17 protein-coding genes and 1 pseudogene are annotated in these 17,939 nt (G+C 71.8%); 11 read left to right on the top strand and 7 right to left on the bottom strand.

Annotation, left to right across the window (positions count from 1 at the left end; translation table 11 throughout):
• Positions 1-6 precede the first annotated feature (6 nt).
• A complete protein-coding gene (locus Dvina_RS42445) occupies positions 7-2,169 on the bottom strand; it encodes an elongation factor G-like protein EF-G2 (protein ID WP_223096146.1) in 2,163 nt (720 codons plus the stop codon).
• A 190-nt stretch (positions 2,170-2,359) separates the two neighbouring features.
• Here Dvina_RS42445 and pgsA point away from each other — a divergent pair, with 190 nt between their 5' ends.
• The 7 genes from pgsA to Dvina_RS42410 all read left to right on the top strand — a co-directional run bounded on the left by pgsA (position 2,360) and on the right by Dvina_RS42410 (position 7,918).
• A complete protein-coding gene (pgsA, locus tag Dvina_RS42440; protein ID WP_223096144.1) occupies positions 2,360-2,989 on the top strand; it encodes a phosphatidylinositol phosphate synthase in 630 nt (209 codons plus the stop codon).
• A complete protein-coding gene (locus Dvina_RS42435) occupies positions 2,986-3,906 on the top strand; it encodes a phosphatidylinositol mannoside acyltransferase (RefSeq protein WP_223096142.1) in 921 nt (306 codons plus the stop codon). Before pgsA ends, Dvina_RS42435 begins: the two co-directional genes overlap by 4 nt.
• 11 nt (positions 3,907-3,917) lie before the next feature.
• Positions 3,918-5,045 (top strand): glycosyltransferase family 4 protein, encoded by a 1,128-nt coding sequence (locus Dvina_RS42430; protein ID WP_223096140.1) that lies wholly within the window; start codon positions 3,918-3,920, stop codon positions 5,043-5,045.
• Positions 5,046-5,055: 10 nt separating this feature from the next.
• The gene (locus Dvina_RS42425; RefSeq protein ID WP_223096138.1) at positions 5,056-5,535 is read left to right on the top strand and encodes a hypothetical protein; all 480 of its coding nucleotides are present in this window, start codon (positions 5,056-5,058) and stop codon (positions 5,533-5,535) included.
• Positions 5,536-5,695: 160 nt separating this feature from the next.
• Positions 5,696-6,544: a pyridoxal 5'-phosphate synthase lyase subunit PdxS gene (gene pdxS, locus Dvina_RS42420; RefSeq protein WP_246656658.1), complete on the top strand. Its 849-nt coding sequence runs from the start codon at positions 5,696-5,698 to the stop codon at positions 6,542-6,544.
• 4 nt (positions 6,545-6,548) lie between these two features.
• Positions 6,549-7,160, top strand: coding sequence for a pyridoxal 5'-phosphate synthase glutaminase subunit PdxT (gene pdxT, locus Dvina_RS42415; protein WP_223096124.1), 612 nt, complete (start codon positions 6,549-6,551; stop codon positions 7,158-7,160).
• Positions 7,161-7,162: 2 nt separating this feature from the next.
• Positions 7,163-7,918, top strand: coding sequence for a YebC/PmpR family DNA-binding transcriptional regulator (locus tag Dvina_RS42410; RefSeq protein ID WP_223096122.1), 756 nt, complete (start codon positions 7,163-7,165; stop codon positions 7,916-7,918).
• Here the strand turns inward: Dvina_RS42410 and Dvina_RS42405 are convergent.
• Positions 7,896-8,840 (bottom strand): AraC family transcriptional regulator, encoded by a 945-nt coding sequence (locus tag Dvina_RS42405; RefSeq protein WP_223106023.1) that lies wholly within the window; start codon positions 8,838-8,840, stop codon positions 7,896-7,898. The genes Dvina_RS42410 and Dvina_RS42405 overlap by 23 nt on opposite strands.
• 129 nt (positions 8,841-8,969) lie before the next feature.
• Between Dvina_RS42405 and Dvina_RS42400 the strand changes: the two genes are divergently transcribed.
• The gene (locus Dvina_RS42400) at positions 8,970-9,581 is read left to right on the top strand and encodes a class I SAM-dependent methyltransferase (protein WP_246655679.1); all 612 of its coding nucleotides are present in this window, start codon (positions 8,970-8,972) and stop codon (positions 9,579-9,581) included.
• A gap of 14 nt (positions 9,582-9,595) precedes the next feature.
• Here the strand turns inward: Dvina_RS42400 and Dvina_RS42395 are convergent, their stop codons facing one another.
• The 5 genes from Dvina_RS42395 to Dvina_RS42375 are packed head-to-tail and all read right to left on the bottom strand — an operon-like array spanning position 9,596 to position 14,479.
• Positions 9,596-10,291, bottom strand: a complete 696-nt coding sequence (locus tag Dvina_RS42395; RefSeq protein ID WP_223096118.1) for a Clp protease N-terminal domain-containing protein — start codon at positions 10,289-10,291, stop codon at positions 9,596-9,598.
• A gap of 31 nt (positions 10,292-10,322) precedes the next feature.
• A complete protein-coding gene (locus tag Dvina_RS42390) occupies positions 10,323-11,453 on the bottom strand; it encodes a cytochrome P450 (RefSeq protein ID WP_223096116.1) in 1,131 nt (376 codons plus the stop codon).
• Positions 11,450-13,021 (bottom strand): FAD-dependent oxidoreductase, encoded by a 1,572-nt coding sequence (locus tag Dvina_RS42385; RefSeq protein WP_223096114.1) that lies wholly within the window; start codon positions 13,019-13,021, stop codon positions 11,450-11,452. The genes Dvina_RS42390 and Dvina_RS42385 overlap by 4 nt, the downstream gene beginning before the upstream one ends.
• A gap of 34 nt (positions 13,022-13,055) precedes the next feature.
• Positions 13,056-13,841, bottom strand: a complete 786-nt coding sequence (locus Dvina_RS42380; RefSeq protein ID WP_223096113.1) for a sensor histidine kinase — start codon at positions 13,839-13,841, stop codon at positions 13,056-13,058.
• Positions 13,838-14,479 (bottom strand): response regulator, encoded by a 642-nt coding sequence (locus Dvina_RS42375; protein WP_223096111.1) that lies wholly within the window; start codon positions 14,477-14,479, stop codon positions 13,838-13,840. Before Dvina_RS42375 ends, Dvina_RS42380 begins: the two co-directional genes overlap by 4 nt.
• On the opposite strand from Dvina_RS42375, the pseudogene Dvina_RS55860 reads away from it, so the two are divergent.
• The 3 genes and pseudogenes from Dvina_RS55860 to Dvina_RS42360 all read left to right on the top strand — a co-directional run.
• Positions 14,442-14,963, top strand: a pseudogene (locus Dvina_RS55860) (GtrA family protein); the annotation flags it as partial. The gene Dvina_RS42375 and the pseudogene Dvina_RS55860 sit on opposite strands and share 38 nt — an antisense overlap.
• A 61-nt stretch (positions 14,964-15,024) precedes the next feature.
• Positions 15,025-16,326 carry a glycosyltransferase gene (locus Dvina_RS42365; RefSeq protein ID WP_246655678.1) on the top strand — a complete coding sequence of 434 codons (1,302 nt, stop codon included), beginning with the start codon at positions 15,025-15,027 and terminating at the stop codon, positions 16,324-16,326.
• A complete protein-coding gene (locus Dvina_RS42360) occupies positions 16,316-17,935 on the top strand; it encodes a glycosyltransferase family 39 protein (RefSeq protein WP_223096104.1) in 1,620 nt (539 codons plus the stop codon). The genes Dvina_RS42365 and Dvina_RS42360 overlap by 11 nt, the downstream gene beginning before the upstream one ends.
• Positions 17,936-17,939 lie beyond the last annotated feature (4 nt).

Below are 17,939 nucleotides of genomic sequence, written 5' to 3'. Positions count from 1 at the left end.
CTGGGGTCAGCGGGCCGCGGCGTGCTCCTTCTTGACGGCGTCGGCCAGGTGGGAGGGCATCGGGTCGTGGCGGGTGAAGGTGCGGGTGAAGGTGCCGGAGCCGGAGGTCATGGCGCGTAGCTCGACGGCGTAGCGGACCAGCTCGGTCGCCGGGACCTCGGCTCGCACCAGGGTGCGTTCGTGGCCCTCGGGGTCGGGTTCGTTGCCCAGCACCCGGCCGCGGCGGCCGGAAAGGTCGCTCATGACGGCGCCCACGAACTCGTCGGGCACCCGGATCGTCACCTCGTCGATCGGCTCCAGGAGCGTCGTCTGGCCCTGCTCGGCGGCCTCGCGCAGGGCCAGCGCGCCGGCCGTCTGGAAGGCGGCGTCGGAGGAGTCGACCGAGTGGGCCTTGCCGTCGACGAGGGTGACGCGGACGTCGACCACCGGGTAGCCGGCGACCATCCCGCGCTCCATCTGCGTGCGCACGCCCTTCTCCACCGAAGGGATGTAGTTGTGGGGGACCGCCCCGCCGACGACCTTGTCGACGAACTCGAAGCCCGATCCGCGGGGGAGGGGCTCGACCGTGATGTCGCAGACCGCGTACTGCCCGTGGCCGCCGGACTGCTTCACGTGCCGCCCGTGGCCCTGGCTCGGCGCGGCGAACGTCTCGCGCAGGGCGACCTTGACCGGCTCCGTGTCCAGCTCCGTGCCGCCGGCCCGCAGCCGGTCCAGTACCACGTCCGCATGCGCCTCACCCATGCACCACAGCACCAGCTGGTGGGTTTCGGCGTTGCGCTCCAGGCGCAGCGTCAGATCGCCGGCGACCAGCCGGCTCAGGTTCTTCGCGAGCGAGTCCTCGTCGGAGCGGGTGCGGGCGACGATCGCGATCGGCAGCAGCGGCTCCGGCATCTCCCACGGGGCCATGAGCATCGGGGCGTCCTTGCCGGAGATCGTGTCGCCGGTCTCGGCGGTGCCCGACTTGGTGACCGCGACCAGGTCTCCGGCGACGGCGAAGGGCACCTCGCGCAGGTTGGCGCCGAGCGGTGAGAACAGGTGGGCGAAGCGCTCGTCGGCGTCGTGGTCGGGGTGGCCGCGCTCGGCCATGCCGTGCCCGGAGATGTGCACGGGCGTCTCCGGGCGCAGGGTGCCGGAGAACACCCGGACCAGCGACACCCGCCCGACGTACGCGTCGATGGTGGTCTTCACGACCTCGGCCACCAGCGGGCCCTCGGGGTCGCAGGTGAGCGGCTCGCGCGGCTCGCCATCGACGTCGGTCACCGGCGGCACCGTGTGCTCCAGCGGCGACGGGAAGCCGCTGACGAGCACCTCCAGGAGCGCGTCCAGGCCGACCCCGGTCTCGGCGCAGACCGGCACCACCGGGTAGAACGTGCCGCGGGCGACCGCCTTCTCCAGGTCGTCGATGATCACGCTGGTCTCGATCGCCTCGCCGCCGAGGTAGCGGTCCATGAGGGACTCGTCCTCGCTCTCGGCGATGATCCCCTCGAGCAGCGCGTTGTGGGACTCCTCGATCGCGGGCAGGTGCTCGGCCTCGGGGTCGCGGACCTCCGGCGGGTAGCCCTTCGAGTAGTCGAACACGCGATGGGTGATCAGGCCGATGAGCCCCGCGGTGCTCGTGCCGTCGTCGCCGAGCATGGGCAGGTACAGCGGCAGCACGTTGTCGCCGAAGACCTCCTGGCACATCTGCAGTGCCTCGTCGAAGTCGGCCCGCTGGTGGTCCAGGCGGGTGACCGCGACCGCGCGCGGCATCCCGACGTGGGCGCACTCCTCCCACAGCGCGGCGGTGGCCGCGTCCATGCCGTCGACCGCGGAGACGACGAACAGGGCGGCGTCGGCGGCCCGCAGGCCCGCGCGCAGCTCCCCGACGAAGTCCGCGTAGCCCGGCGTGTCGAGCAGGTTGACCTTCACGCCCTCGTGCAGCAGCGGCGCGCAGGACAGCGTCACCGAGCGCTGCTGCTTCTGCGCCGCGGGATCGTGATCGGTGACCGTGGTGCCGTCGGTCACCGCGCCCGCCCGGGTGATCGTGCCTGTCACGGCGAGCAGCGCCTCGACAAGCGTCGTCTTCCCGGCGCCGGAGTGTCCGACGACCACCACGTTGCGTACCCTGCCGGGGTCATCAACCACCGGCACCGAGCCGGTGACACCCTTCTCCTGGACCTTCTGCGCCATCACGCGCCTCCTGAAAGTCTCGCTATGCCTGTGAGCAGTCTCACAGTCACCACCTGTTCACCGATCCCACACCCGAAACCTCACCGACACAAGGGCCGTCCGTCCTCACGACTCCGGTTTACTGAAGCATCGTGAGCAGTCCCACGTGCCGGTATCCGGCAAGCTCCGCCCCCGTTATCGTGAAGGCGCCATGGCGAAGATCCTCAGCGTAGTCAGCCGGGCCGGACTGGCCCGCATCCTGGACCCGGTCGCCGCGGCGTTGCTGCGGGCCGGGGTCACCCCGAACGCCGTCACGGTGATCGGCACCCTCGGCGTGCTCGTCGGCGCCCTCGGCTTCGCTACGCGGGGTCACCTCTTCATCGCGCTCGTCATCATCACGCTGAGCTGCTTCACGGACATGCTCGACGGCGCGATGGCCCGCCAGCGCGGCATCACCAACAAGTTCGGCGCGCTCCTGGACTCCTCGATGGACCGCATCGCCGACGGGGCCGTCTTCGGGTCGGTCGCCTACTGGTACGCGACGCAGCACGAGCCCCGCGTGGTCGCCGCCGCCCTGCTGTGCCTGCTCACCGGCCAGGTCGTCTCCTACGTCAAGGCGCGCGCCGAGGGCCTCGGCTTCACCTGCAACGTGGGGATCATCGAGCGGGCCGAGCGGCTCGTCGGCATCGGTATCGGCGGGCTGCTGTGGACCTTCGGGGTGCCCTACGGCCTGGAGGTCGTCATGTGGCTGCTCGGCGCCCTGTCGATCGTGACCATCGGCCAGCGCGTCGGCACCGTGTATCGCCAGGCCCACGCCCCGGCCGGGGCCGATGCGCAGTGAACCTGGTCGAGCTCGGCTACGGCGCTGCGTTCAACCTGCTGCCCCGACTGCCCCACGGGGCCGTGTGGCCGCTGTTCGCCGCCGCGGCCGCGAACGGCCACCGGGGGTATCGCCGCGGCAAACCGGGTAGAGGGACGGCCACGCTGGCCCAGAACCTGCGCCGGGTCGTGGGTCCCGACATGCCCGAGGAGGAGTTCTCGGCGCTGCTGCACCGCGCGCTGCGCTCCTACGCCAGGTACTACCTGGAGGCGTTCCGCCTGCCCGGACGGACCAGGGAGCAGATCCTCAGCGGCTTCCGGCTCGAGCGGGGCGAGCTGCTCGGGCAGAACCACGAGGCCGGGATCGGCTCCGTCGTCGCACTGCCGCACGCCGGCAACTGGGACGCCGCCGGAGCGTGGGTCGCGGCCAAGGGTTGGCCGATCACGACCGTTGCCGAAAGACTCAAACCCGAGAGTGTGTACCTCAAGTTCCTGGCCTTCCGACGCTCGCTCGGCATGGAGATCCTGCCGCTGACCGGAGGTGAACGGCCGACGTTCGACGTCCTGGAGGAGCGGCTGACCCGCGACGCGGCGGTGGTGCCGCTGCTCGCCGACCGCGACCTGACCCCGCGCGGGGTCGACGTGGAGTTCTTCGGTGGGCGCACCCGCATGCCCGCCGGGCCGGCCCTGCTCGCCCTGCGGACCGGCGCGCCCCTGTACGTGGTGGACATGTGGTTCGATGCGGATGCGGCGGCCGGGTACCTCGCCGGCCCGATCCCGATGCCGGGCACCGACGAGGGCTCCCTCGGCACCCGGGTCAGGATCGTCACCCAGCGGGTCGCCGACACGTTCGCCGAGGGCATCGCCCGCCACCCGGAGGACTGGCACATGCTCCAGCGGTTCTGGCTCGATCAGCCGGCCGTCAGCACCGTGGCCTGAGGGGAGCTGCGTTGCGCATCGGGATTGTCTGCCCGTACTCGTTCGACGTGCCCGGCGGCGTGCAGAACCACGTCCGCGACCTCGCCGAGACGCTCATCGCCCTCGGCCACCACGTCAGCGTCCTCGCGCCCGGGGACGAGGAGGGCATGACCCTGCCCTACGTCGTGCCGGCGGGGCGCACGGTGCCGGTGCCGTACAACGGATCCGTCGCCCGGGTGTCCTTCGGACTCATCTCCGCGTCGCGCGTCCGGCGCTGGCTGTCCCACGGCCGCTTCGACGTGCTGCACGTGCACGAGCCGCTGATCCCGAGCCTGTCGATGCTGGCCGTGCTCTCGGCCCGCGGGCCGGTGGTCGCGACCTTCCACACGGCGATGACCCGCTCCCGGGCGCTGGCCGCCGCCCAGGGCGTCCTGCAGCTGGTCCTCGAGAAGATCACCGGGCGGATCGCGGTGTCCGAGCTGGCCCGCAAGGTGCAGGTCGAGCACCTCGGCGGCAGCGCCTGGGAGATCCCCAACGGGGTGCAGGCGTCGAAGTACCGCGGCGCCGTGCCCCTCGACGGCTGGCCCGGCGACGGCGGCGCGCTCGGCTTCATCGGCCGCTTCACCGAGCCCCGCAAGGGCTTCAGGTATCTGCTCGAGGCGTTCGCCGCACTGGCGCCCGAGCGGCCCGGCCTGCGGCTGCTTGTCGCGGGGCCGGGCGACCCCGACGACGTGCTCGAGGACTTCCCGTTCCGGGACCGGGTGACCTTCCTCGGCAAGGTGTCGGAGGAGGACAAGGCCCGGATGCTGCGCTCGGTCGACCTGTACGTCGCCCCCAACACCGGCGGCGAGTCCTTCGGCATGATCCTCACCGAGGCGATGGCCGCCGGGACCGCGGTGCTGGCCAGCGAGCTCGACGCGTTCCGCCGGGTGCTCGACGGCGGCGCGGCCGGCGCGCTGTTCCCGATCGGCGACGCGGCCGCCCTGGCCCGGGCCGCGGGGGAGCTGCTCGACGACCCCGCCCGGCGCGCCGCGCTGGCCGCCCGCGGCGGCGAGGTGGTGGCCGCCTACGACTGGCCGGTCGTCGCCGAGCGGGTCCTGGAGGTGTACTCCACCGCGATCGAGGTTGCCGGAGCGACCGTCGAGGAGTCGGTCCCGTAGGCTGCGGCGCATGTGGTGGGTGATCACAGTGGTGGCCGCCGTCGTCGCCGTCGCCACCTACGTCACCTGGCTGGCGGCCCGGGTCGACCGGCTCCACGCGCGGGCTACCGCCGCATACGCGACGCTCGACGCCCACCTGGTCCGCCGGGCCGCCGCCGCGGTCGCCCTGGCCGAGGCCGCCCAGCTCCCCACGCTCATGTACGCCGCCAAGATCGCCCTGGACGCCCAGCCGGACGATCGCGAGGTGGCCGAGAACGACCTGACCCGCCACCTGCGCAGCGGCTTCGGCGGTGCCGCGGTGCCGCCGGCCGATGTCGAGGAGTCGCTGGTGCAGGTCAGCCGGCGGGTGGCGCTGGCGCGCCAGGTGCACAACGATGTGGTGCGCGACGCACTGGCGGTACGCAGGCGGCGCATGGTCCGGCTGTTTCGCCTGGCCAGAAAACACCCGGTTCCCGCGTATTTCGACGTGGACGACCCCTCGCTGCCCTGACCGCCGCGCTTTTGTGGGCCGCGGGGTTCCCATTGGCCGTGGGGACGGCGCACGGCCGAAGCGTAAACTTGCGGGTGAATCCTGTCTTTCCTGTTAGGAGTGCGTCGTCGTGTCCTCACCCAGTTCGCCGGTCACCGGCACGGCCCGCGTCAAGCGCGGCATGGCCGAGATGCTCAAGGGCGGCGTCATCATGGACGTCGTCACCCCCGAGCAGGCCAAGATCGCGGAGGACGCCGGCGCCGTCGCGGTGATGGCGCTCGAGCGGGTCCCCGCCGACATCCGCGCCCAGGGCGGCGTGTCCCGGATGAGCGACCCCGACATGATCGACGGCATCATCGCCGCCGTGTCGATCCCGGTCATGGCCAAGGCCCGCATCGGGCACTTCGTCGAGGCCCAGGTCCTGCAGGCGCTCGGCGTCGACTACATCGACGAGTCCGAGGTGCTCACCCCGGCCGACTACGCCAACCACATCGACAAGTGGGCCTACACCGTGCCGTTCGTGTGCGGCGCCACCAACCTCGGCGAGGCGCTGCGGCGCATCAACGAGGGCGCGGCCATGATCCGCTCGAAGGGAGAGGCCGGCACCGGCGACGTCTCCAACGCCACCACGCACATGCGCAAGATCCGCGGCGAGATCCGCCGGTTGACGTCGCTGCCCGAGGACGAGCTGTTCGTCGCGGCCAAGGAGCTGCAGGCGCCTTACGAGCTGGTCAAGGAGGTCGCCGAGACCGGCAAGCTGCCCGTCGTGCTCTTCACCGCGGGCGGCATCGCCACCCCGGCCGACGCCGCGATGATGATGCAGCTCGGCGCCGAGGGCGTGTTCGTCGGCTCCGGCATCTTCAAGTCCGGCAACCCGGCCCAGCGGGCCGCCGCGATCGTCAAGGCCGTCACCTTCCACGACGACCCCGACGTGATCGCCAAGGTCTCCCGCGGCCTCGGTGAGGCGATGGTCGGCATCAACGTCGACGAGATCCCGGAGCCGCACCGCCTCGCCGAACGCGGCTGGTGAGCGCGTGATCATCGGTGTGCTCGCCCTGCAGGGCGATACCCGCGAACACCTGCACGCCGTGGCCGATCTCGATGCGATAGGCCGCCCCGTGCGCCGCCCGGAGGAGCTGGACTCGGTCGACGCCCTGATCATCCCGGGGGGCGAGTCCACGACGATGAGCAAGCTGGCCGTCGAGTTCGGCCTGCTGGAGCCGCTGCAGAAGCGCATCGCCGCGGGCATGCCCGCCTACGGCTCCTGCGCCGGCATGATCATGCTGGCCACGACGATCCTGGACGGCCGGGCCGATCAGGTGCCGTTCGGCGGCATTGACATGACTGTGCGCCGCAACGCCTTCGGCCGCCAGGTCGACTCGTTCGAGGGCAACGTCGACATTTCGGGCATCGACGGTGGTTCGTTCCACGCCGTCTTCATCCGCGCGCCCTGGGTCGAGGAGGTCTCCGACTCGGTTGAGGTACTGGGCCGCGTGAATGATGGCCCGTCCGCCGGTAGGATTGTCGCGGTTCGGCAGCAGCACCTGCTCGCGACGGCCTTCCACCCCGAGCTCACCGGCGACCTACGCGTCCATCGGTACTTCGTGGAGATGGTGCGCGAGGCGGGTAAGACGACGGAGGGTTAGGCATGTCGGGGCACTCTAAATGGGCGACCACCAAGCACAAAAAGGCAGTCATCGACGCCAAGCGTGGGAAGCTCTTCGCCCGCCTGATCAAGAACGTCGAGGTGGCCGCCCGCACGGGCGGCGGTGACCCGGCCGGCAACCCGACCCTCTTCGACGCCATCCAGAAGGCCAAGAAGAACTCGGTCCCCAACGACAACATCAACAACGCGGTCAAGCGCGGCTCCGGCCTCATCGGCGGCGGCGCCGACTGGCAGACCGCGATGTACGAGGGCTACGGCCCCAGCGGCGTCGCCATCCTGATCGAGTGCCTGACGGACAACCGCAACCGCGCCTCGACCGAGGTCCGGGTGGCCCTCACCCGCAACGGCGGCAACCTGGCCGACGCGGGCAGCGTCTCCTACATGTTCACCCGCAAGGGCGTCATCATCGTGCCGAAGGCCGGCGAACTGACCGAGGACGACCTGCTCCTGGCCGTCCTGGACGCCGGCGCCGAGGAGGTCAACGACCTGGGTGAGGCGTTCGAGGTCATCTGCGAGGCGACCGACCTGGTCCAGGTGCGCACCGCGCTGCAGGACGCCGGCATCGACTACGAGAGCGCCGAGTCCTCCTTCGTCCCGAGCGTCACCGTCCCCCTGGACGAGGAGGGCGCCCGCAAGGTCTTCAAGGTGATCGACGCCCTGGAGGACTGCGACGACGTCCAGAACGTATACGCCAACTTCGACGTGTCCGACGAGGTCATGGCCCTGGTCGAGGCGTAGGCCACCCGGCACTTCCCGATGGCGCCCCGCTGCTGCGGGGCGCCATCGCCCGTTCGTGGCCCGGGCCCGCCCGCCACTGGGTCGGCGTGACCCGGTGCTCGTCGCGGAAGCGTTTGATGAAGTAGCTGACATCCGGATAGCCGGCCCGGCGGGCGACGGCGGCCACCGTGAGGTCAGTCTCGGACAGCAGCGCCCGGGCCTCCTGCAGCCGCCGGTCGGTGATCCACTGCTGCACCGTCCGGCCGGTCTTCCGGCGCACGACGGTGGTCAGGTGCCCCGGGGTGAGGGCCAGTTCGGCGGCGACGTCGGTGAGGGACAGCCGCTGCCGGTACCGCCGCTCGATGACCTCGAAGACCGCGGTGATCAGCGGCTCGTCGGCCGTGTGGCAGGTGCCCGTCCGGCCGGTGGGCGGGGCGGCGCCGAGCCGGGCCGCGCCGACCAGCAGGAGCGTCAGGTGGGCGAGGGCGGCCTCCGGGTAGCCGTCGCGCCGCTCGCGCAGTTCCGCGTCGAGCGCGGCGAACGCCGCCATCCAGCCGGGCCGCTCGGCCGGCGGGACGCGCAGCCGCTGGACCCGCTCCGCGCCGCGGGCGAACCGCGCCAGCAGCGGATGCGAGCGCCACGACCCGTAGGCGCCCAGGCGGGCACCGTCGGTGGGAAACCACGTCACCCAGCCGTCGTCGACGAGGGGGCGATCGGCGGTGAGCCCGACGACCTGCCCCGGCGCCAGCAGGAACAGGTCACCGTCGGTCAGCCGCCACCGGCGGTCGTCGACGAGCACGGTGGTGTCGGCCCGGTGCGCGTAGCCGAGGATGAGGAAGTCGTGCGCGTGCGGACCGAGCCCGGCCTCCGGCACCGCCCCGGGCAGCCGAGCCGCCGCCACCGGCGTCGCACCCGGCGCCCGGCTGATCCCGTAGACCGGCACGCCGTCCCCGGTCCGCCCGACCGGAACCGAAGATCGCCGGACCGCGCCCGCAGATCCACCGATGTCTCCCCGCTCTCCAGGCATGAGGCTGAGCGTACGACCTCAATGCGGCGACTCCGGGAGCTCGAGATGACCGAACAGGCGTACCTGCCCGCGATGGGCCTGCGCTGGCTGCTGCCCCTCTACGATCCGTTCTGCCGGCTCGCCGGCGTGGCCCGCGTCCACCGGGAGCTGATCGAGCGGGCCGAGCTGCGGCCCGGCCAGCGGGTGCTGGAGATCGGCTGCGGCACCGGCACCCTGCTGAGCGCGCTTGTCCGCCGGCACCCCGGCGTCGAGGCGACGGGCATCGACCCCGACGCCGGGTCGCTGCGCCGGGCCCGTCGCAAGGCCGCCCGGGCCGGCCTGCACATCGACTACCGGCCGGCCTACGCCGGGCGGCTGCCCCTGCCCGACGCGAGCGTCGACAGGGTCGTGTCCTCACTCATGCTGCACCACCTCGACGACGACGAGCACCGCCGGGCGCTGCGGGAAGTCCGGCGGGTGCTGCGCCCCGGAGGGCAGCTGCACGTCCTGGACATCGCCGGCTCCCACGCGCCGCGCAGCCGCCGGCTGGCCGCCACCGGCGCCGACCACGTCCTCGCCGCGATGCTCGAGGCGGGGCTCACCGACGCCGCGGAGAACGGGCGCGGCCGCACCCGCTTCGGCCCCGTCGCCTTCTACCGGGCCGAGGTGGCGGCGTGACGATCACCGGGTGATCACTCGCCGGCCCGGGCCGCGGTGCGGGCGGCCTCGGCGGCCGCCTTCGTCACGCCGAGGCCGCCCAGGACGCCGGCGTCACCCTCGAGCTCGAGCAGGGCCAGCAGGATGTGCTCGGTGCCCACCGCCTCGTCGCTCAGCCGCAGCGCCTCCCGGAACGTCAGCTCGAGAGCCTTCTTGGCCTGCGCGTCGAACGGGATCAGGGCCGGCACCGTGGCGGCCGGGGCGGGCAGTGCCGCGGCGGCGGTGTCGCGGACGGTGTCCAGGGCGACCCCCTGTGCGGCGATGGCCCGGGCGCCGAGTGCCGTCGGGTCGGCGACCAGGGCGATCACCAGGTGCGCCACTCCGATGTGGTCGTTGCCGCGGGTGCGGGCCTCCTCCTGCGAGGCCACCACGACCGTGCGGGCCCGGGCGGTGAAGCGGCCGAACTCCTGGGCCGCGTTGAACTCGGGGGCGACGAACCGCTTCTGGGCCGCCTGCTTGGTGACGCCCATGCTGCGGCCGATCTCCGTCCAGGATGCCCCGGAGCGGCGGGCCTGGTCCACGAAGTGCCCGATCAGGTGGTCGGCCACCTCGCCCAGGTGGTCGGCGGCCAGCACCGCCCCCGAGAGCTGGTCGAGCGCGGCGGGGTGGGTTCGCTTGATGGCTTCGATCAGGTCGTCGAGCCGCACGGTGGTGGTGACGGGTTCAGGCATGCGTCAACCATAGGTTGACGCTACGGCATCGTCAACTCAAGGTTGACGGCGGGTCGAGCGCCACACGGAGGTGGCGGGGGCCGCGGAGGACCGCGCTCAGGCGGTACTCCGGCGGGTCCTCCAGCAGCCGCGCCCCGGCCAGGATCGGGGCCAGCGTGCGCAGCGCGACCTGCGCCTCCAGCCGGGCCAGCGGGGCGCCGAAGCAGTAGTGGATGCCGGCCCCGAAGGCCAGGTGCGGGGCCGGGCGGCGGTCCGGGTCGAAGCGGTCCGGGTGGGCGAACCGGGCCGGGTCCCGGTTCGCGGCGGCGAGCAGCAGCGTCACCGAGGCGCCACGCGGGATCGTCGTGCCGGCCACCGGGATGTCGTCCAGGGCCGTGCGCCAGGTGAGCATCTGGACCGGTGGGTCGTGGCGGAGTACCTCCTCGACGAAGCGGATCTCCAGGCCGGGCTCGGCGACGAGGCGGTCGCACCACAGCGGCCGGCGCAGCAGGACCAGGGCGCTGTTCGCGATCAGGTTGACTGTCGTCTCGTGGCCGGCGATGAGCAGGAGCATCGCGGTGCTGACCAGCTCCGCACGGGACATCCCGCCGTCGGCGGCCAGGTCCCGCAGCAGGCCGGGCGCGGCCGTCAGCTCGCTCATGTACTCGGCCAGCTCCTCCAGCGCGCCCCGATCGGGCTGCACCGCGGTCAGAGCCCTGTCGATCCACACCCGGAACCGCGGCTCGTCGGCGAGCGGGACGCCCAGCAGCGTGCAGATCACGCGGATCGGCAGGGGGTACGCGAAGTCGTCGACGATATCCACAGTGGACGGCCGCAGGTCGCCGGCCAGCTCGCCCGCCAGCGCGACGAGCTTCGGCTCCAGGTCGGCCACCCAGTGCGGGCCCAGCGGCCGGTACGCCAGCCGTCGCAGCCGGTCGTGGTCGGGCGGGTCCTGCATCAGGAAGCTCGGCGGCAGCCCGACCAGGTCCGTCACGGCGCCAGCGGAGCTGAGCCGTGGGTCGGGCAGCAGCGCCGAGACCGCGTCGAACGTCGAGACGACATACCGCCCGTCCGCGGTGACCGACACGGGCTCCCGGCGCAGGGAAGTGAACAGCGGATACGGGTCGTGGCGGTTGACCGGGTCCAGGACGGCGCTGAAGACCGAGCCGACGGCTGTGGTCATCGGGCACCGCCGCTGTACGCCACCGTCGTCGGCCGGTGCCCGGTGACCACCACCGTCGCGTCGCGCGCCAGCAGTGCCCGGTCGGGAACGCCGGACGGCACCGGGAGCCGGTCGTCCGGCCCGTCGACAACTGTGAAGTCCGGCGGAAACGGCGCCGCCTGCTCGATCAGCCGCTCGTAGAACGGCAGCCACTTCGCGTGGTTGAAGGTGACGGCCCCGGTCAGCCGGCCCCGGTACCCGTACGCCGCCGCGAAGCGCCGCTCGGCCACCGAGCCCTGGGTGATGACGACCTGGTCGGCGAAGGTCGGCACGCCCACTGACTTGATGTTGGTGCCGAACTGCAGCGACCAGAACTGCGGCATGTGCAGGTGCGGCCACCTGTCGGTCTCGTCGCTCACCATGTTGTGGGCGGCCACCTCGGCCTGGGCGACCGCGTTCGCCCAGTGCTCCAGGGCCAGGAACTGGTATCCGAACATCGCGTTCGGCGCCCGGGCCACATCGCCGGCCACGAAGATGTCGTCGGTCACGAGCCCGTTGACGTCGAACGCACGGCAGCCCGCGTCGCAGGCGAGCCCCCACGGGCCGACGGCGAGGCCGGAGTGCTGCAGCCACTCGACGTTGCGGACCCCGCCGAGCGCGGCCACCACCAGGCCGACGTCGAGCACGCTGCCGTCGGAGAGGTGTGCCCGCTCGACCCGGCCGTCGCCCTCGATGCGCTCGACGGTGACGCCGCAGCGCAGGTCGACGCCGTGCTCGCGCTGGAGGTCGGCGGCGACGGCGCCGATGGCCGAGCCGAGCGCGCCCTCCAGCGGAGTGCGGGCGGCCTCGGCCACGGTGACGTCCAGGCCCATGACCCGGCAGGTGGAGGCGACCTCGGAGCCGGTGAACCCGGCCCCGACGACCAGGACCCGGCCGGGGCGGGCGGCCAGGCGCGCGTGCAGCCGGACCGCGTCGTCGCGGGTGCGCAGGACGAACAGGCCGTCGAGCGCGGCCTCGGCGGGGTTCGGCCACGGCCGGGCCCGCACGCCTGTCGCGATCAGCAGGCGGTCGAAGGGCACCGACGAGCCGTCGCTGAGCCGGACCCGGCGCTCGGGCAGGTCGAGGGCGAGCGCGCTGACCCCGAGCCGCCACTGCGCGTCGAGGTCGGGGCGGTGGGGCAGGCCGGTGGCGTCCGGGCGGACCCGGCCGGCCAGGGCGTACTTGGACAGCGGCGGGCGGTCGTAGGGGCCGTGCAGCTCGTCGTCGACAAGTGTGAGCCGGCCGGTGTAGCCCTCCTCGCGCAGCGCCTCGGCCGCGCGCAGGCCGGCGAGCGAGGCCCCGACGATGACGATCCGGCCCGGGGGCGCGCTGCGCAGCGGCACCCGCGGCACGTCCTCGGCCAGGCGGTCGAGCTGGATGGCCTGCACCGGGCAGGCGGCGGCGGCCCGCCGGACCCGCAGCTCGTCGGCCGCGTCCGGCTCGGGGTCGTAGAGCAGGCCCTCGTCACCCTGGATCTGGAAGGACGTGGGGGCCATGAATGCGCACTGGGCGTACCCCTGGCACTTCGTGAGGTCGACGACAACCCGCATGCGTCAACCGTCGCCGCCGCCGGGCCGGGCACCCTCACCCGGCGGGAAGGGCGGCCCGGACCACCGTCCCGGCCCCGGGCGCGCTGCGGATGTCGAGGGTCCCGCCCAGCAGTTCGGCGCGCTCCCGCATCGAGCGCAGCCCGAGCCGTCCCGGAAACGCCGCGGACGGCACGAACCCGACCCCGTTGTCGGCGACCTCCAGCACCACCCGCCTGCCCTCAGCGGCCAGCCGGACCGTGACCCGGGCGGCCTCGGCGTGCCGGGCGGCGTTGCCGAGGGCCTCCAGCGCGATGCGGTAGAGCGCCTCCTCCACCGGCGGGCTCATGACCGCGTCGGCGTCGAGCTCGAGGTGCAGGCCCGGCGTGTTGAACGCGTTGCGAAGCGTCGCGATGAGCCCGGCATCGGCGTCGGACCGCAGCCGAAGGATGATGCCACGGATGTCGCTCAGGCCGGCGGTGGCCGTCTCCTTGATCCAGGCGAGCGACTCCCCGGCGTGGGCCGGGTTGCCGTGCAGCAGCTCCGCTGCGGTGTCGGCGCCGAGGCTGATGCCGTAGAGCGTCTGCACCACCGAGTCGTGCAGGTCGCGGGCCAGGCGCGCCCGCTCGGCCAGCACCAGCTCGGCCAGGGGTACGAACCGCCGCAGCACACTCAGCCGCGAGCGGGCGCCCAGCAGTCCTCCCGCCACGGGCAGGTAGGTGACGCGCCGCTTCCGCACCGGCCGGCCGGAGGCCATCGCGCGCAGCGCGACGGCGCGGTCGACCCGGTCGTCGACCCCGGCCACGAGCGACCCGCGAGAGTCCAGGACGAAGGCCGCGTTCATGACGGGGCGTTCATCGGGATCAGGCCGGTCCGCATCGCGTAGAGCGCGGCCTGGGTCCGGCTCGACGCGCCGAGCTTCTGCAGGATGTTGCTGACGTGCGTCTTCACCGTCTGCGGGGCGATGTGCAGCTCCCGGGCGATCTGGCCGTTGGCCCGGCCGCGGGCCAGCAGGACGAGCACCTCCTCCTCGCGGCGGGTCAGCGGCGCCGGCCCGGCGGGCACCCGGACGTCGTGCACGAGGCGGGCGGCGACGGCCGGGGACAGCTGCACCTGGCCGGCGGCGGCGGCCCGGACGGCCCGGTGCAGCTCGTCGGCGTCGGTGTCCTTCAGCAGGTACCCCACCGCGCCCGCGTGCAGCGCATCGGCGATGAGCTGGGGCTCGAGGTATCCGCTCAGGGCCATCACCTCGACGCCCGGCAGCTCCCGGCGGATGGCCGCGGTCGCGCTCACCCCGTCGAGGACCGGCATGAGCAGGTCCATCAGCACCAGGTCGGGCCGCAGCGCGTGGGCGAGCTCCACGGCCTGCTGCCCGTCGGCCGCCGCGCCGACCGGCTCCAGGTCCTCGCTGAGCGACAGGAACCGGAACAGCCCCTCGCGCACCATGGCGTGGTCGTCCGCGATCAACACTCGGGTACTCATCGCCGCCCGCTCTACCCACAAGCGGTGCAGATGGTCTACGCCAAACGGGGGAGCCCGAAGGTGGCGGCCCCGGCAGCACCGCGGCGTGATGCCCCGGCCCCCGGCGGTCGGCACGGTTGTGAGCGTGATGCCGTACCTGCACCGGCTGAGCCGGTTCTCCCTGGTGGGAGTCAGCGGTGTCGTCGTGAACAACGTCGCTCTGCTCACGCTGCACGGCCGGCTGGGGCTCGCGCTGCTGCCCGCGACCGTGGCCTCGGTCGAGCTCGCGCTCGTGACCAACTACATCCTGCACGAACTGTGGACATTCCGGAGCCGCCGCCGGCCGACCGCGTCGCAACCGCCGGGGCAGGTGCCGCCTGACCGCAAGAAGCTGTCGCTGTCGCGGTTCGCCTACTTCAGCCTCGCCGGGCTGGCCGCCCTGCCCGTCAACGTGATCGTCGTCCAGCTGCTGGTCGGCCTCGGCCTGCACTACCTCCCGGCGAACCTGGTCGGCATCGTGGCCGGCTTCGGGGTCAACTTCGCCGTCAGCTCGAAGTGGATTTGGAGTGAACGCACCGATGGAGCAGCTGGTGTTGGCCGTCCTCACCCTGATCTCGCTGGTGCTGACGGTGCAGGCGGCCCACGCCCTGTATCTCATGATCTACACGTGGGACCAGCCCGAGGCGGACGCCCGGGCCCGGGTGCCCGATCAACGTGCTACGCCCGAGCTCTCCTTCACCGCCATCCTCCCGGCTCGTCACGAGGAGGCGGTCATCCAGCACACCATCGCCCGCGCCGCGTCCGCTGACTACCCGCCGCACCTGGTGCAGATCCTGGTCGTCTGCTCGGCCGACGACGTGGGCACCATCGAGCAGGCCCGGGCCCAGGTCAACGCGCTGCGCGCGGCCGGGCGCGGCAACGTCGACGTGATCGTGTTCGACGACGGCCCGATCAACAAGCCGCACGGGCTCAACACCGCGCTGCGCCACGCGACGAGCGAGATCGTGGCCATCTTCGACGCCGAGGACGAGGTCGAGCCGCAGCTGTTCGACATCGTCAACACCATCATGCTCAGCGACGACGTCAGCGTGGTGCAGGCCGGCGTGCAGCTGATGAACTTCGACTCCAACTGGTATTCGACGTTCAACGTGCTGGAGTACTTCTTCTGGTTCCGCAGCCGCCTGCACTACCACGCCAAGAACGGCGCCATCACGCTCGGCGGCAACACGGTCTTCTTCAAGAAGGAGCTCATCGAGCGCCTCGGCGGCTGGGACGAGACGAACCTGACCGAGGACGCGGACATCGGCCTGCGCGTGTCCAGCATGGGTGAGAAGGTCCGGGTGGTCTACGACGACCGGTACGTCACGAAGGAGGAGACCCCGCCGACGCTGCAGAGCTTCATCAAGCAGCGGACCCGCTGGTGTCAGGGCTTCATGCAGACCCTCGGCAAGGGCACCTGGAAGCTGATGCCCAACCGGCGCCAGCGCTTCCTGGCCTGGTACACCCTCGCCTTCCCGCACGTCCAGGCGATGCTCGGGTTCTATCTGCCGGTCGCGCTGCTCAGTGCGTTCGTGCTGAGCGTCCCCGTCCCCGTGGCGATGCTGTCCTGGCTGCCGGTGCTGCTGCTCGGCGCGCACTTCGTGATGTCGGTCGTGGGGCTCTACGAGTTCACCGGCGCACACGGGCTCAAGGCCGGGCCCGGGACCGTCGTGAAGATGGCGATCACCTGGTTCCCGTATCAGATGGTGCTGTCCTACGCGGCCGGCCGGGCGCTCTACCGCCAGCTCAAGGGCGCGACCAACTGGGAGAAGACCGCGCACGTCGGCGCCCACCGCACCGAGGCACCGGAGCTGACGAATGTCGGCTGACGTCCTGGCCCCGAAAGCCAAGAGCAAAGGCGCGAAGTCCGGCGGGGGTACTGCCGCCCAGCCGGGCAAGGCACCGAAGCTCCTCATCGCCGTGTGCCTGCTCATCGGTGCGGTGAGCCACGGCTGGAACATGTTCCGCTACCCGCTGTACCTCACCGACGAGGGCATCTACATGGAGCAGGCCTGGTCGGTGCTGAAGGAGGGCAAGCTCTCCCCGTACACGTACTTCTACGACCACGCCCCGATGGGCTGGCTGGCCCTGGCCGGCTGGGTCGGCGTCCTGCCGGGCGGCTTCGGCGCCTTCGGCAACGCGATAAACACCGGCCGCGTGCTGATGCTCATCGTCCACCTGGCGTCGGTGTTCCTGATGTTCGAGGTCGTGCGCCGGTTCACGGGCAGCAAGTCGGCGGCGTTCCTGGCCGTGTTCGTCTTCAACCTCTCCCCGCTCGGCGTGTACTACCAGCGCCAGGTCCTGCTCGACAACCTCATGATGTTCTGGATCCTGTTCGGGCTCTACCTGCTGGCCCGCAAGGACCGGCGGATCGTCACCGCGATGGGGGCCGGCGCCTGCTTCGGCGTCGCGCTGGTGACGAAGGAGAACGCGGTCTTCCTGCTGCCGGGCTGCGCGTACCTGCTGCACAAGAGCATCCGGGAGCAGCCCAACCGGCGCTTCGGGGTGAGCTTCTGGTGGTTCTCGGTGCTGGTCCCGGTCGCCGCCTACCTGCTCTTCGCCCAGATCAAGAACGAGCTGTTCCCGGAGGGTTTCCGGTTCAACCCGGACAACAACCAGCTGCAGGGCCACGTGTCGCTGCTCAACACGATCTGGTGGCAGCTGCACCGCAACTCCAACAGCTCCACCGGCCTCTCGTTCACGTATCTGCTGCAGCAGAGCTGGCTGTTCAAGGACCGGTACCTGCTCATCGCCGGCGCCGCCGCCACGGTCCTCGCGCTGATCTCGGGCCGGCGCAACAAGCGGCTGCGCACGCCGATGCTCGCCTGCGCCATCATGGCCCTCGGGTACGGGTTCTACCTGAGCCGCAGCGCCCTGCTGGACTTCTACATCGCGCCGATGGTGCCGCTGTTCGCGCTGAACCTCGGCATGTTCTTCGGCTGGCTCACCCGGCGCACCAACCAGGGCGGCGCGGCAGTGCTCGTGGCCTGCCTCCTGGTGCCGGTGCTCGTCATGCCGGGCGGGTTCATGGTGAAGTACAACGCGAAGGGCGAACTGGAGTTCAGCGACGCCTATCGGCTCCCGCTGACCCGCCTGCAGGAGCAGCAGGTCGCGTGGATCAAGCACAACGTCCCGACGAGCGCCCGCCTCATCATCGATGACGACATCTGGGTGGCGCTGCACGACAGCAAGCCCGCGTACAGGTACGCCCACCCGCACTACAAGGCCACGTCCGACCCGGACGTGCGGGACAAGGTCTTCCACTCCAGCTGGGAGAACGTCGACTACGTCGTGATGTCGAACAAGATGCGCGACGCACTCCAGCGCGGCGGCGAGACCTGGATCATCGAGGCGATCGACCAGCACGGGGAGACCGTCTGGCAGGCCACCCGGGGCGACGTCTCGCTGTCAATCGTCAAGATCGGGAACTCGTCCTAGCTGG

Origin of the sequence: Dactylosporangium vinaceum, from assembly GCF_019904175.1 — a bacterium.
Lineage (GTDB): Bacteria > Actinomycetota > Actinomycetes > Mycobacteriales > Micromonosporaceae > Dactylosporangium > Dactylosporangium vinaceum.
This window is presented reverse-complemented; position numbering and strand designations above follow the sequence as displayed.

Excerpts from the sequence above, each read along its gene's own strand:
- Dvina_RS42385 (WP_223096114.1), bottom strand. The coding sequence starts at position 13,021 with ATGCGGGTTGTCGTCGACCTCACGAAGTGCCAGGGGTACGCCCAGTGC.
- pgsA (WP_223096144.1), top strand. The coding sequence starts at position 2,360 with ATGGCGAAGATCCTCAGCGTAGTCAGCCGGGCCGGACTGGCCCGCATC.
- Dvina_RS42445 (WP_223096146.1), bottom strand. The coding sequence starts at position 2,169 with ATGGCGCAGAAGGTCCAGGAGAAGGGTGTCACCGGCTCGGTGCCGGTG.
- Dvina_RS42375 (WP_223096111.1), bottom strand. The coding sequence starts at position 14,479 with ATGAGTACCCGAGTGTTGATCGCGGACGACCACGCCATGGTGCGCGAG.
- Dvina_RS42425 (WP_223096138.1), top strand. The coding sequence starts at position 5,056 with ATGTGGTGGGTGATCACAGTGGTGGCCGCCGTCGTCGCCGTCGCCACC.
- Dvina_RS42390 (WP_223096116.1), bottom strand. The coding sequence starts at position 11,453 with ATGACCACAGCCGTCGGCTCGGTCTTCAGCGCCGTCCTGGACCCGGTC.
- pdxS (WP_246656658.1), top strand. The coding sequence starts at position 5,696 with ATGGCCGAGATGCTCAAGGGCGGCGTCATCATGGACGTCGTCACCCCC.
- Dvina_RS42400 (WP_246655679.1), top strand. The coding sequence starts at position 8,970 with ATGACCGAACAGGCGTACCTGCCCGCGATGGGCCTGCGCTGGCTGCTG.
- Dvina_RS42410 (WP_223096122.1), top strand. The coding sequence starts at position 7,163 with ATGTCGGGGCACTCTAAATGGGCGACCACCAAGCACAAAAAGGCAGTC.
- Dvina_RS42380 (WP_223096113.1), bottom strand. The coding sequence starts at position 13,841 with ATGAACGCGGCCTTCGTCCTGGACTCTCGCGGGTCGCTCGTGGCCGGG.
- Dvina_RS42395 (WP_223096118.1), bottom strand. The coding sequence starts at position 10,291 with ATGCCTGAACCCGTCACCACCACCGTGCGGCTCGACGACCTGATCGAA.
- Dvina_RS42360 (WP_223096104.1), top strand. The coding sequence starts at position 16,316 with ATGTCGGCTGACGTCCTGGCCCCGAAAGCCAAGAGCAAAGGCGCGAAG.